The sequence below is a fragment of the Yersinia similis genome, assembly GCF_001053095.1.
In the GTDB taxonomy this organism is placed as follows: Bacteria; Pseudomonadota; Gammaproteobacteria; order Enterobacterales; family Enterobacteriaceae; genus Yersinia; species Yersinia similis.
This window is the reverse complement of the sequence record NZ_CGBP01000011.1, coordinates 63,909-76,592: the sequence shown is the minus strand read 5'-3', so window position 1 is coordinate 76,592 and position 12,684 is coordinate 63,909. Positions and strand designations below refer to the sequence as shown.

Sequence of the window (12,684 nt, the reverse complement as noted above, 5' to 3'; positions counted from 1 at the left end):
ATCCCCCAGTAGGGTTAGCTGGGGGATTTTTCATGGCTTACGGGCGATTAACACCGCTCTTAGTGGTGCCGGATAGCCTTCTACAGTTTTATTGTGATCGTGTGGGTCAAGGAACTCGGCTAATGATTCGCTGGTCATCCAGTCGGTACGACGCTGTTCTTCGGTCGTGGTCACGGCCATATCCGCTATTCTGACATCAACAAAGCCACATTTTTCCAGCCAGGCTTTTAGGGCGGGTGCCGAAGGAATAAAGTACACATTGCGCATTTGCGCGTAACGATCACCCGGCACCAATACTTGTTGGCTATCACCTTCGACGACCAGAGTCTCTAGCACCAGCTCCCCGTCAGTAACCAACTGATTTTTAAGTTGATAGAGGTGATCCAGTGGTGAACGGCGGTGATACAGCACCCCCATGGAAAACACGGTATCAAAAGCAGCCAACTCCGGCAGTTGTTCAATGCCAAGGGGCAGGACATGCGCCCGCTGATCGCCACCTAAAAGTTTACGGATCGCTTCAAACTGACATAAAAATAGCTGCATTGGGTCAATCCCGACCGCCAGATGGGCACCTTCACCTATCATGCGCCATAGGTGATAACCGCTGCCACAGCCGACATCCAGGATGGTACGGCCTGCCAATGGGCTGATATGGGGCAAGACCCGTTGCCATTTCCAGTCTGAACGCCACTCGGTATCGATATCCAACCCATATAACGAGAAGGGGCCTTTGCGCCAAGGCATCAGAGCGCGCAGCATATTCTCCATTCCCTCACGCTGACCTGCAGAAATGGGTGGGGACATTTCTGCTCTTACACCTGAGCGTAGCTCCAGTGTGGTGGGCGTCAGTTGTGGTAAATGTTCCACGGCGTTAAACCAGGTTTTAAATTTACCGTGCAACGATTCGCGCTGCCAAGCGCTGAGTTGTGCGGGTAGGGTATCTAACCATGGGCTTAATGGGCCTTTGGCAATCAGTCGATAAAAATCGCCAAACTCAATCATTGAGCCTCTCCTGCTTTCAGGGCAATCAGTGAACCAAAATTAAAGCATTGGAACCAGACTTCAGCATGTTCAAACCCCGCCTGATGCAGGCGTTTTTTGTGGGTTTCTACGGAGTCGGTCAACATGACATTTTCCAACATGCTGCGCTTTTGGCTGATTTCCAGTTCACTGTAACCATTGGCGCGTTTAAAATCGTGGTGCATATTGAACAATAATTCGCCCACATCACGATCTGCAAAACTGAATTTTTCAGATAATACGAGTGCACCACCAGGACGTAGCCCTTGATATACCTGATTGAGCAGGCGCTGGCGATTGGCGGGTTCGAGAAATTGCAAGGTGAAGTTCAACACCACCATTGATGCATTTTCCAGTTTGATATCCAAAATATCGGCTTCAACCACGTCTACCGGCGTCTCTGCGCGGAAAGCATCAATATGGCGACGGCAACGTTCAACCATTGCGGGTGAGTTATCCACTGCGATAATTTTGCAGCCATCGGCCTTAATATTACGGCGCATCGACAGTGTGGCGGCACCCAGCGAACAACCGAGATCATAAATCTGGCTGTTCGGTTGCACAAAACGCTCTGCCAACATGCCGATCATCGAAATAATATTTGAATAGCCGGGAACCGAGCGCTGGATCATATCGGGGAACACTTCAGCGACTTTCTCGTCAAAGGTCCAGTCACCTAACTTAGCAATAGGCGCAGCAAACAGGCTATCGCGCCGGGGTTCTGCCGCCTCTGAAGAATGACGTTGCGTATCGTTTTGAGATTGAGTATCGCGGTTTGGCATGGCGTCTGAGATTCTGAGATAAACAAAGCAAGAAATTAAAGGCGCATATTATAACAGAAAATTTGGCAGATAAGCGTGATAAAGCGAGTGTCGTGATAAGGGCATAAACATGAAGGCGGCGATAAACCGCCCAGACTAACGGTTGTTCCGGCTATCTTCCTGTCGGAACAGGGACTGTCTTAATGCAGAATCAGGTAAAACTGAAAATCTGATCCCAAGGTAAATAGTAAATATTCGCAATAATCATTAATACGAGTGAAACATAGGTGGCACTCATCCCGGAGCGACGCCAGCGAATTTCGCGATGACGTAAACCATAATAATGTAGTAGGCGGCCAACGATTAGCATTAATCCACAAAGATGGATCATCCACGTCAGTGCGCCGTTCATTTCCATCATAATGAGCAAAATGACAGCGATAGGTATGTATTCTACGGCGTTGCCGTGTACACGGATGGCAGTTTGTAATTCATAAAAACCACCGTCACCATAAGCTACCCGGTACTGGTTTCTCAATTTAACTACATCGAATGACAGCTTGATTAATAACAGTGCGCCCAACACCACATAAAGAGAGCTAACCATTTTCAACTCCATTGCCCAACCATAGACTGGCTGAATAATGATAACCGTCTACCGAGTGGCTGTCGCTAGAAAAATGGCGAACTGATCATTTATCGCGTCTTAATCTGAAACGCGAAAAGATAAGGCCAATCGCACTATTTATGATCATGTGAGTACTGCCCATGATACTGCGAGCGCTACCCGCTGATGTGACTAAAATAGCGTATCTTGCTCTGGCCAATCGGGGGCGGTGAGCAATGTCGGGATGGCCTCTGCCAACTTTTGCCAAATTTTTTGAGCTTGCTGTGGTGAATCGCCATTATCGGGCGTGTGAATAAAAACGTAAGGTTGATAGCGCTGTTCCCATAAGGACAGTTTTTGTAGCCAGGGTGCAAACAGGGCCAAGTTATCATCCAGTTGGTCGCCACCAATAAAGCGCACTAAAGGCTGGCCACCAGTGACGACAGCATGTACGGGCAAACGGGGTTTCTTACTTTGAGCATCACGAACGGCGGCGGTTAAAGGCTTGGCGGTGTGAATAGGGCGGCTGTCGAGCATCACCCGGTTAATTAATCGCTGATGCAACCCTTGATTAAGGGCTAACTCTGCGGCACCTTTGGCAAAAAACTCCGGGTGACGGACTTCCACACCATAATGAAAACCAGCGGGTAATTTATCGACAAACTGCCACAAACGGTCCAATTCATTTGGCCCAAAGGCGGCTGGCAGTTGTAACCACAGTTGACCGATGCGGTCATTCAGCGGAGCCAGGCAATGATAAAAAGCCTGTAGTTCTTTATCACACTCACGCAGAGCCGCCTGATGGCTGATCGTGGCGGGGAATTTAAAGCAGAAACGGAAGCTGTCAGGCGTCATATCACGCCAGCGCAGCACAATTTCTGACCGTGGCAATGCATAAAAGGTGGTATTACCCTCAACGCAATTAAAATAGCGGCTATAGTCCGCCAAGTCTCGAAGACCCAGTCGGCCCCAGGCCGGGTGTTGCCATTGCGGCAGTCCGATATACATCTTTTACCCTTCTTACTTGACGCTACAGCGTTGTTAGCTGCTCTCACTCACCCGAATCACTTACTGATGTAAGCTCATCGGGACGCGTTCGTTTGCTGCCTAGCTGTAACGCCAATTAATTTGGGTAATCCCCTTTTTAACTTGACGCTACAGCGTTGTTAGCTGCTCTCTCTCCCGAATCACTTACTGATGTAAGCTCATCGGGACGCGTTCGTTTGCTGCCCTGGCAGATTTATCGCCCGAAATAGGCAATCTGTTGACCCATTAATATCAACATAGGTTATCAGGTAGCCTATGAGAGGGGGTAATTTTGTTAAATGATGCGTTAAAACTTCACTGAAAGGAATTTTGTCGTGCCTGAGCTGTGCGTTCGCTCTTATCTATGCCATGAATTTCCTTTATAATGGCCCCCTTTTTCAACGCTCTTTAATCCAAAATACCTCTGCCTTTATACGGTTTCTTTTGGATAAAATAGAGCGTATAGCGCTTGCAACCATCGATTAGAGAAATTGCAGAAATTTTTCGATACGTCACTGACTCAATGTCCTGCGTGTCATCGAACCGATCTCTGTGGCCGGTTTCCAACAAAAAGGCATGCGGCAGATTTAAAACCGGGCGATAAGCAGAGAGCCTTCGCTGAGGTTGAAACAATAAAGCATTAATAAATAGAACACAGAGGTTTACCAAAATATTGGGTTTACCAGAATAAAGGGTTCACCAGAAAACCGCCGTACGGACAGTACATAACGCGTGCGGCATCGGCTGAGTAAAAGGATATTGTATGCGTACTGAATATTGCGGGCAGTTGAATCTGTCCCACGTGGGCCAAAGCGTTACACTTTGTGGTTGGGTTAACCGTCGTCGCGATCTGGGTGGCCTGATTTTTATTGATATGCGTGATCGCGAAGGCATCGTTCAGGTATTCTTCGATCCAGACCATAAAGCTGCTTTTGAACAAGCTTCTGAGTTGCGTAATGAATTCTGTATTCAGATTACCGGTACTGTGCGTGCACGCCCTGACAGTCAAATCAATAAAGATATGTCCACCGGTGAAGTGGAAATTTTTGCTAACGCGCTGAATATCATTAATCGCTCTGAGCCATTGCCTTTAGACTCCAATCAGATCAACAGCGAAGAGCAGCGGTTGAAATATCGCTATCTGGATCTGCGTCGCCCGGAAATGGCTAACCGCTTGAAGTCCCGTGCCAAAATTACCAGTTTTGTACGCCGCTTTATGGATAACCATGGCTTCCTGGATATCGAAACCCCGATGTTGACCAAAGCGACACCGGAAGGCGCCCGTGACTATCTGGTGCCAAGCCGTGTGCATAAAGGCAAATTTTACGCCTTACCACAGTCTCCTCAGCTTTTCAAACAGTTGCTGATGATGTCTGGCTTTGACCGTTACTATCAGATCGTAAAATGCTTCCGTGACGAAGATTTACGTGCTGACCGTCAGCCTGAATTTACCCAGATCGATGTTGAAACTTCGTTCATGAGCGCAGATCAAGTGCGTGAAGTGATGGAAAAATTGGTCCGTGAATTGTGGCAGGAAACCAAAGGCGTTGATCTGGGTGATTTCCCGGTAATGACCTTTGCTGAAGCGATGCGTCGTTATGGTTCCGATAAGCCAGATCTGCGTAACCCACTGGAATTAGTGGATGTCGCCCCTCTGGTTAAAGACGTTGAGTTTAAAGTGTTCTCCGGCCCGGCCAATGATGCCAAAGGGCGTGTTGCTGCGTTACGTGTACCGGGTGGGGCACAACTCAGCCGCAAACAAATTGATGAGTATGGTCAGTTTGTCGGGATTTATGGTGCGAAAGGCTTGGCATGGCTGAAGGTCAATGACCGTGCTGCAGGTCTTGAAGGGGTACAAAGCCCGATAGCCAAATTCCTCAGTGCTGAAGTGTTGGACGCCATTTTGGTGGCTACTCAGGCGGAAAGTGGCGATATCCTGTTCTTCGGCGCGGACAGTTACAAGATTGTGACCGATGCGATGGGGGCGTTGCGTCTGAAAGTAGGGCGTGATCTCGAGTTGACGCGTCTGGGGACATGGGCACCGTTATGGGTGGTTGATTTCCCAATGTTTGAAGATGATAGCGAAGGCGGCCTGACGGCCATGCATCATCCATTCACCGCACCAAAAGACATGAGCCCGGAACAACTGGCCGCAGCACCAACCACCGCTATCGCCAATGCTTACGACATGGTGATCAACGGGTATGAAGTGGGCGGGGGTTCTGTGCGTATTCATCGCACTGAAATGCAGCAAACGGTCTTTGGTATTTTGGGCATCACTGAGGATGAACAGCGTGAGAAGTTTGGCTTCCTGCTGGATGCACTGAAATTTGGCACCCCGCCACATGCGGGCCTGGCGTTTGGTTTGGATCGCCTGGTCATGTTGTTGACCGGTACCGATAACATCCGTGATGTGATTGCTTTCCCTAAAACCACCGCTGCGGCTTGTCTGATGACCGATGCGCCAAGTTTTGCCAACCCAGCCTCGTTGCAAGAGCTGTCCATTAGCGTGGTGGCGAAGAAAGGCTCTGCTGATGCTGGGGCAGAAGAGAATCAGTAATGAATTATAAACGCCCCGAGTCGGTTCTGGTCGTCATCTATGCCAACTCCAGCGGGCGAGTGTTGATGTTGCAACGGCGCGATGATCCTGATTTTTGGCAGTCGGTGACCGGCAGTCTGGAAGAGGGGGAGGCTCCGTTGCAAACCGCACAGCGCGAAGTAAAGGAAGAGGTCGGCATTGACATTCTGGGTGAAAATCTGGTGTTGCTCGACTGTCAGCGCTGTGTGGAGTTTGAACTCTTTGCGCATTTGCGCCGTCGCTATGCTCCGGGAATTACGCGTAACAAAGAACATTGGTTCTGTTTGGCGTTGCCGGAGGAGCGGGATATCGTGATTACTGAGCATCTCGCCTACCAGTGGTTGGATGCGGCAGATGCTGCTGTATTGACCAAGTCCTGGAGTAATCAACAAGCGATTGAAGAGTATGTTCTTTATTCCGTCTAGACCCAACGCTGTAACGTCAGATGTGAGGGTATCATTAGGCTATTTTGGAGATTCTTATGGCAGGTCATAGTAAATGGGCCAACACAAAACACCGCAAAGCGGCACAGGATGCCAAACGCGGTAAGATTTTCACTAAAATCATTCGTGAGCTAGTCACAGCAGCCCGTTTGGGTGGTGGTGATCCCGGTGCTAACCCGCGTCTCCGTGCGGCTATCGATAAAGCGTTGTCAAACAATATGACACGCGACACCCTAAACCGGGCCATTGCTCGTGGTGTTGGTGGTGATGAAGATAACAACATGGAAACCATCATCTACGAAGGTTATGGCCCAGGTGGCACAGCCGTAATGGTTGAATGCCTGAGTGACAATCGTAACCGTACTGTATCTGAAGTTCGCCATGCATTCACCAAAACAGGGGGGAATCTGGGCACAGATGGTTCTGTTTCTTATCTGTTTACCAAAAAAGGCGTTATTTCTTATGCGCCGGGTTTGGAAGAAGATACGGTGATGGATGCAGCGTTAGAAGCGGGTGCGGATGATATCGTGGTTTACGATGATGGTGCGATCGATGTGTTTACTGCATGGGAATCTCTGGGCACGGTGAAAGATGCGTTGGATGCTACCGGTTTGGTTGCTGAAGGTGCAGAAGTGTCATTAATCCCATCAACCAAAGCGGAATTGGATGCTGAAACTGCCCCCAAACTGCTGCGGTTGATTGATATGCTGGAAGATTCTGATGACGTGCAAGAGGTTTACCATAATGGTGAAATCTCTGATGAAGTGGCAGCAACCCTGTAAGCGCCATCGCATCGCAATTTGCAGAATATAGGCACCACACTTGTTTATACTCTAAATAATTCGAGTTACAGGACCGCTGCTTGCAGCGGCCTCCATGGACGGGCCGAGTAACGAACGTAGCCAACGCACATGTAACTTGAAGTATAGTGAGAATATCGGGTGCGGTGCTTTTTATCATCAATATCGCTGCTCAATCAGGTAGCGAATAAGGTAAATAAACGAGTATGGCGATCGTATTAGGTATCGACCCCGGTTCTCGTGTTACCGGCTATGGTGTTATCCGCCAGCAAGGTCGTCAACTTACGTATCTGGGCAGTGGTTGTATCCGCACTGTGGTTGACGATATGCCTACTCGCTTGAAGTTGATTTACGCAGGTGTGACCGAAATCATTACGCAGTTTCAGCCAGATTTTTTTGCTATCGAACAAGTCTTTATGGCAAAAAATCCGGACTCGGCATTAAAACTGGGGCAAGCGCGTGGCGCGGCCATTGTAGCGGCAGTAAATCTCAATTTAACTGTTTCTGAATATGCCGCACGTCAGGTAAAACAAACGGTTGTAGGAACAGGGGCGGCAGAAAAAAGCCAGGTCCAGCACATGGTACGCTCCCTGCTTAAATTACCAGCGAACCCACAAGCGGATGCTGCGGATGCATTAGCTATCGCCATTACACATTGTCATTTGAGCCAAAATACGTTGCGTTTGGGTAATGCTCAAATGACATTATCACGTGGCAGGATACGCTGACCGATCAGGTTTATGCGAACAGGTTAACTGTTATTACAGGCTGGATATCCATCCAGCCTTTTTTATGCTATAAACAGCGCTGTTTGAGTGATAAACACAATGCTGAACTTAATGTTTATCCCCAAAATAATTGGCGTTGCGGGTCGGTAGGCAGCAAACAAATCCCGATGAATCTCTTTATGTTAAGGTCAAATGACCAGTATATTTTAAGGTCAACGACCAGTAAGTGATTCGGGTGAATGAATGCAGCTAACCACGCTTTAGCGCCAACTCCGAAGGGGATTGTGGGCAAGGAGAGAATCAACGTGATAGGCCGTCTCAGAGGTATTATTCTGGAAAAACAGCCACCACTGGTGCTGCTGGAAACAAATGGTGTTGGCTATGAAGTCCAATTGCCGATGACCTGTTTTTATGAGTTACCCGAGCTGGGGCAGGAAGCCATTATCTTCACCCAGTTTGTGGTACGCGAAGATGCACAGTTACTTTATGGTTTTAATGATAAGCAAGAGCGGGCGCTGTTCCGTGAATTGATCAAAGTTAACGGCGTCGGGCCAAAACTGGCTTTAGCCATTCTCTCCGGGATGTCTGCACAGCAATTTGTTGGCGCAGTCGAACGTGAAGACATTACGACGTTAGTAAAATTGCCCGGTGTCGGTAAAAAGACCGCCGAGCGGTTAGTGGTCGAAATGAAAGATCGCTTTAAAGGCCTTAACGGCGATCTGTTTAATAATACCGGTGATATCTCGTTACCAGCGGCTTCGTTACAAACCTCGGATGCTGATATCGAAGCGGAAGCCGCCTCTGCACTGGTCGCGCTGGGTTATAAACCACAAGAGGCCAGCCGTTTAGTGAGTAAAATTGCCAAGCCGGGTGCCGATTGTGAAACACTGATCCGTGATGCTCTCCGCGCGGCGTTATAGCGCTGCCTATTAATAGAGTTAATTGTGTTATATACCCAAAGTTATTGACTCTGTAGAGCAGGTAAACAAATCCCGATGAATTTAAACCAATTAGTGATTCGGGTGAGGGGCGTAGTTAGCCTCTGCGGCTTCAAATTCAAAGGGTATGAAGGGGTAAGGGATGATTGAAGCAGACCGTCTAATATCGGCCGCAGTTATCAATGATGAAGAGAGCATTGACCGAGCGATCCGCCCTAAGCTACTGACTGAATATGTTGGGCAACCTCATGTTCGTGAACAGATGGAAATCTTCATTCAGGCAGCAAAACAACGCGGTGATGCACTCGATCACGTGCTGATATTTGGCCCTCCGGGTTTGGGTAAAACCACGTTGGCGAACATTATTGCCAACGAGATGGGAGTCAATCTGCGTACGACCTCCGGTCCGGTACTGGAAAAGGCCGGTGATTTGGCCGCCATGTTGACCAATCTGGAGCCGCATGATGTGCTATTTATTGATGAGATCCACCGTTTGTCACCAGTAGTAGAAGAGATTCTCTACCCGGCAATGGAGGATTATCAACTGGACATCATGATTGGCGAAGGTCCTGCTGCTCGCTCAATCAAACTTGATTTACCGCCGTTTACCCTGATTGGTGCGACTACCCGAGCGGGTTCACTGACATCACCTTTGCGTGATCGGTTTGGTATCGTGCAGCGGCTGGAGTTTTATCAGGTGGCAGATTTGGAGCATATTGTCTCGCGTAGTGCTAAGTGTTTGGGGTTGGAGCTCACGCAGGAAGGGGCACACCAGTTGGCACGTCGCTCAAGAGGGACTCCGCGTATTACCAACCGTCTATTGCGCCGTGTACGTGATTTTGCCGAAGTCAGAGCCGACGGTGCCATTAACGGTGAGGTCGCAATGAAAGCGCTGGATATGCTTAATGTCGATGCTGAAGGGTTCGACTTTATGGACCGTAAATTATTGTTAGCTGTTATCGATAAATTTATGGGCGGGCCGGTAGGGCTGGATAATCTGGCGGCAGCGATTGGTGAAGAACGGGAAACCATAGAAGATGTTCTGGAACCGTATCTGATTCAACAAGGCTTTATTCAGCGTACTCCTCGTGGGCGAATTGCCACAAATCACGCGTATAAACATTTTGGTATTACTCGGGAAGAATAATACATTTTGCTCTATGGGGTTTAGGCGCATAAACCCCATAGAGTGGAGTGATTATCCTCGTGCTTTTTGCGACAGGCTTAGTACAAACATGGCGGCAGCACAGAGCACAACGGAAGGCCCCGCTGGCGTGTCGTAGAAGGCGGAGAATGTTAGCCCCCCGGTAACAGCAAGGATACCAATCCCTACGGCAATTCCGGCCATTTGCTCAGGTGTACGGGCAAAGCGACGGGCTGCTGCAGCCGGGATGATCAACAGTGAGGTGATAATTAATGCACCTACGAACTTCATTGATAACCCTATCGTCAGTGCGGTAACCAGCATCAGTAACATCCGTACCCGCTCTAAGTTAACGCCATCAACATGAGCGAGTTCTGGGCTGATGGTCATAGAAAGCAGCGCCCGCCATTGCCAGAACAAAACCGCTAATACCACCACCACACCGGCTACAATAAGCCAGATATCACTCAGCGTCACTGAAAGCAGGTCGCCAAACAAGTAGGCCATCAAATCAACCCGCACATTTGACATCAAACTTACCACCACCAGGCCCAGAGATAATGCGCTGTGAGCCATAATACCCAGTAGGGTATCAACCGCCAGCTGTGGGCGACGCTCAAGCCAAACCAGAATCAAAGCCAATACCATTGTCATCGCGATGACAGCATAAAACGGATTAATATTCAGCAGCAAACCAAATGCAACACCGAGCAATGATGCATGGGCTAATGTATCACCAAAATAGGACATGCGACGCCAAACGACAAAAGACCCCAATGGGCCAGCGGCTGTTGCCAGTAATACGCCAGCCAACCAACCGGGTAACAGTAATTCAATCATGCACCACGGCTCCCGCTGTTTCTCAAAATGATTTTCCCATGCAAGTCGTGACGATGATTATGATTATGACGATAGACGGCTAACTGTTCAGCGCCACGATTACCAAACATGGCAATAAACTCAGGGTGGGTTGAAATCACTTCTGGAGCGCCGGAACAACAGATATGTTGATTAAGGCACAATACTTCATCAGTTTTGGCCATCACCAAATGCAAATCATGGGAAACCATTAACACGGCACAACCTAACTCTTTTCGTAGTTGTTCGATTAAATCATATAGCGCTAACTGGCCATTGACATCGACCCCTTGCGTAGGTTCATCCAATACCAATAACTGTGGCCGGTTCAGTAATGCTCTGGCCAGCAGCACACGCTGATTCTCCCCTCCCGAAAGCTTTTGCATCGGTTGATCCAGCAAATGAGCGGCATGCACCCGTGTAAGTGCGGGTAGAATATCGGCTTTTTTCACCCCCGGCTTTAGCCGCATAAAGCGGCTGACAGTTAGGGGTAATGTGGCATCTAAATGCAATTTTTGCGGAACATAACCGATGCGTAAGCCTGGCTCACGAACCAGAGAACCACTACTTGGGGGAATGAGGCCAAGGACCACCCGTACCAGTGTGGATTTTCCTGCGCCATTTGGCCCAAGTAGCGTAAGGATTTTCCCGGAGCGCAAAGAAAGGGAAATATCGTTCAGTACCCGGCGAGAGCCAAAAGTGACGGATATTTTATTAAGCGTTACCAATATGGGCATCATGATTATATTTGCAGAATTGAGTGAATGTTATAATATTACGCTTTATCCATCAAAACGTCGAGAATTCGTATTATGTTACATAAAAATAAATGGCTAAAACAGGCAATGCTAGCCAGCGCACTTTTACTGGCAAATCCCTTTAATCTGGCTTCCGCGGCCGTTGTTACATCAATACGCCCGCTAGGTTTTATTGCCGCCGCTATTGCGGATGGAGTGCTGCCAACCGAGGTTTTATTACCTGATGGTGCATCTCCCCACGATTATGCGCTTCGTCCATCGGATGTCCAGCGGTTACGTAGCGCCGAATTGGTTATTTGGGTCGGGCCGGAAATGGAAGCATTTCTATCGAAACCATTAACGCAACTAGCTGAAAATAAACAGATCGCTTTATCACAGTTACCCTCTGTTACACCATTATTGATGAAGGGTGATGAACACGATGAGGCTGATGAAGGCGAAAGTGGTCATCATCATGATCATACTAAAGATAATCCGACTGATGGCCACCATCATGGTGAATATAATATGCATATTTGGTTGTCACCGGCCATTGCTAAACAGGCGGCAATCGCTATACACGACAGATTATTGGAACTTACGCCACAAAATAAGGACAAACTAGATGCGAACCTGCGTCGATTCGAGGATCAACTAGCGCAAAATGAAAAAAATATTGTTACTATGCTTAAGCCTGCCCAAGGTAAGGGATATTTTGTTTTTCATGACGCCTTTGGCTACTTTGAAAATCACTTTGGCTTGAGCCCATTAGGGCATTTTACAGTCAATCCTGAAATACAACCTGGTGCGCAGCGTTTACATCAAATTCGAACACAGTTGGTTGAGCATAAGGCGGTATGCGTTTTTGCTGAACCACAATTCAGGCCAGCGGTCATTAATGCTGTTGCCAAAGGAACTAACGTGCGTTCTGGCACACTGGATCCTTTGGGGAGCGGTATAGTATTGGACAAGGACAGCTATGTGAACTTTTTGTCTCAGTTGTCGAACCAATACGTGAGCTGCCTGAAGTAAGATTAAAAGGAT

At 48.4% G+C, this 12,684-nt stretch carries 14 protein-coding genes; 8 read left to right on the top strand and 6 right to left on the bottom strand.

Going from position 1 to position 12,684, the window contains the following annotated elements:
- Positions 1–30: 30 nt before the first annotated feature.
- The 4 genes from cmoB to AC971_RS10260 all read right to left on the bottom strand — a co-directional run bounded on the left by cmoB (position 31) and on the right by AC971_RS10260 (position 3,396).
- Positions 31–1,002, bottom strand: a complete 972-nt coding sequence (gene cmoB / locus AC971_RS10275) for a tRNA 5-methoxyuridine(34)/uridine 5-oxyacetic acid(34) synthase CmoB (protein ID WP_025383792.1) — start codon at positions 1,000–1,002, stop codon at positions 31–33.
- Positions 999–1,802 carry a carboxy-S-adenosyl-L-methionine synthase CmoA gene (cmoA, locus tag AC971_RS10270; RefSeq protein ID WP_025383793.1) on the bottom strand — a complete coding sequence of 268 codons (804 nt, stop codon included), beginning with the start codon at positions 1,800–1,802 and terminating at the stop codon, positions 999–1,001. Before cmoA ends, cmoB begins: the two co-directional genes overlap by 4 nt.
- A gap of 190 nt (positions 1,803–1,992) precedes the next feature.
- A complete protein-coding gene (locus tag AC971_RS10265; RefSeq protein ID WP_025383794.1) occupies positions 1,993–2,388 on the bottom strand; it encodes an MAPEG family protein in 396 nt (131 codons plus the stop codon).
- 192 nt (positions 2,389–2,580) lie between these two features.
- Positions 2,581–3,396 carry a DUF72 domain-containing protein gene (locus tag AC971_RS10260; RefSeq protein ID WP_025383795.1) on the bottom strand — a complete coding sequence of 272 codons (816 nt, stop codon included), beginning with the start codon at positions 3,394–3,396 and terminating at the stop codon, positions 2,581–2,583.
- Between the two features lie 781 nt (positions 3,397–4,177).
- On the opposite strand from AC971_RS10260, the gene aspS reads away from it, so the two are divergent.
- From aspS to ruvB, 7 genes are all read left to right on the top strand, one after another.
- Positions 4,178–5,974: an aspartate--tRNA ligase gene (aspS, locus tag AC971_RS10255; RefSeq protein ID WP_025383796.1), complete on the top strand. Its 1,797-nt coding sequence runs from the start codon at positions 4,178–4,180 to the stop codon at positions 5,972–5,974.
- On the top strand, positions 5,974–6,417 hold the full coding sequence (gene nudB, locus AC971_RS10250) for a dihydroneopterin triphosphate diphosphatase (RefSeq protein WP_025383797.1): 444 nt from the start codon (positions 5,974–5,976) through the stop codon (positions 6,415–6,417). Before aspS ends, nudB begins: the two co-directional genes overlap by 1 nt.
- 56 nt (positions 6,418–6,473) lie before the next feature.
- Positions 6,474–7,217, top strand: a complete 744-nt coding sequence (locus tag AC971_RS10245; protein WP_025383798.1) for a YebC/PmpR family DNA-binding transcriptional regulator — start codon at positions 6,474–6,476, stop codon at positions 7,215–7,217.
- 224 nt (positions 7,218–7,441) lie between these two features.
- Positions 7,442–7,963: a crossover junction endodeoxyribonuclease RuvC gene (gene ruvC, locus AC971_RS10240; protein ID WP_025383799.1), complete on the top strand. Its 522-nt coding sequence runs from the start codon at positions 7,442–7,444 to the stop codon at positions 7,961–7,963.
- A 44-nt stretch (positions 7,964–8,007) separates the two neighbouring features.
- Complete coding sequence (locus AC971_RS25615) at positions 8,008–8,193, top strand: tat protein (RefSeq protein WP_309598769.1); 186 nt, start codon at positions 8,008–8,010, stop codon at positions 8,191–8,193.
- Between the two features lie 75 nt (positions 8,194–8,268).
- Positions 8,269–8,883, top strand: coding sequence for a Holliday junction branch migration protein RuvA (gene ruvA, locus AC971_RS10235; protein WP_025383800.1), 615 nt, complete (start codon positions 8,269–8,271; stop codon positions 8,881–8,883).
- A 160-nt stretch (positions 8,884–9,043) separates the two neighbouring features.
- The gene (gene ruvB, locus AC971_RS10230) at positions 9,044–10,048 is read left to right on the top strand and encodes a Holliday junction branch migration DNA helicase RuvB (protein ID WP_025383801.1); all 1,005 of its coding nucleotides are present in this window, start codon (positions 9,044–9,046) and stop codon (positions 10,046–10,048) included.
- A gap of 51 nt (positions 10,049–10,099) precedes the next feature.
- Here ruvB and znuB read toward each other — a convergent pair whose 3' ends face one another.
- Both znuB and znuC read right to left on the bottom strand, forming a co-directional pair.
- Positions 10,100–10,885, bottom strand: a complete 786-nt coding sequence (gene znuB, locus AC971_RS10225) for a zinc ABC transporter permease subunit ZnuB (RefSeq protein WP_025383802.1) — start codon at positions 10,883–10,885, stop codon at positions 10,100–10,102.
- A complete protein-coding gene (gene znuC, locus AC971_RS10220) occupies positions 10,882–11,640 on the bottom strand; it encodes a zinc ABC transporter ATP-binding protein ZnuC (protein WP_038402688.1) in 759 nt (252 codons plus the stop codon). Before znuC ends, znuB begins: the two co-directional genes overlap by 4 nt.
- 75 nt (positions 11,641–11,715) lie before the next feature.
- Here znuC and znuA point away from each other — a divergent pair, with 75 nt between their 5' ends.
- Positions 11,716–12,672, top strand: a complete 957-nt coding sequence (znuA, locus tag AC971_RS10215) for a zinc ABC transporter substrate-binding protein ZnuA (RefSeq protein WP_025383804.1) — start codon at positions 11,716–11,718, stop codon at positions 12,670–12,672.
- The last annotated feature ends 12 nt before the right edge of the window (positions 12,673–12,684 follow it).

What these genes read in the sequence shown, in the direction of transcription:
- znuC (WP_038402688.1), bottom strand. Translation starts at nt 11,640, where the DNA reads ATGCCCATATTGGTAACGCTTAATAAAATATCCGTCACTTTTGGCTCT.
- cmoA (WP_025383793.1), bottom strand. Translation starts at nt 1,802, where the DNA reads ATGCCAAACCGCGATACTCAATCTCAAAACGATACGCAACGTCATTCT.
- cmoB (WP_025383792.1), bottom strand. Translation starts at nt 1,002, where the DNA reads ATGATTGAGTTTGGCGATTTTTATCGACTGATTGCCAAAGGCCCATTA.
- znuA (WP_025383804.1), top strand. Translation starts at nt 11,716, where the DNA reads ATGTTACATAAAAATAAATGGCTAAAACAGGCAATGCTAGCCAGCGCA.
- ruvC (WP_025383799.1), top strand. Translation starts at nt 7,442, where the DNA reads ATGGCGATCGTATTAGGTATCGACCCCGGTTCTCGTGTTACCGGCTAT.
- ruvB (WP_025383801.1), top strand. Translation starts at nt 9,044, where the DNA reads ATGATTGAAGCAGACCGTCTAATATCGGCCGCAGTTATCAATGATGAA.
- aspS (WP_025383796.1), top strand. Translation starts at nt 4,178, where the DNA reads ATGCGTACTGAATATTGCGGGCAGTTGAATCTGTCCCACGTGGGCCAA.
- znuB (WP_025383802.1), bottom strand. Translation starts at nt 10,885, where the DNA reads ATGATTGAATTACTGTTACCCGGTTGGTTGGCTGGCGTATTACTGGCA.
- AC971_RS10245 (WP_025383798.1), top strand. Translation starts at nt 6,474, where the DNA reads ATGGCAGGTCATAGTAAATGGGCCAACACAAAACACCGCAAAGCGGCA.
- nudB (WP_025383797.1), top strand. Translation starts at nt 5,974, where the DNA reads ATGAATTATAAACGCCCCGAGTCGGTTCTGGTCGTCATCTATGCCAAC.
- AC971_RS10265 (WP_025383794.1), bottom strand. Translation starts at nt 2,388, where the DNA reads ATGGTTAGCTCTCTTTATGTGGTGTTGGGCGCACTGTTATTAATCAAG.
- AC971_RS10260 (WP_025383795.1), bottom strand. Translation starts at nt 3,396, where the DNA reads ATGTATATCGGACTGCCGCAATGGCAACACCCGGCCTGGGGCCGACTG.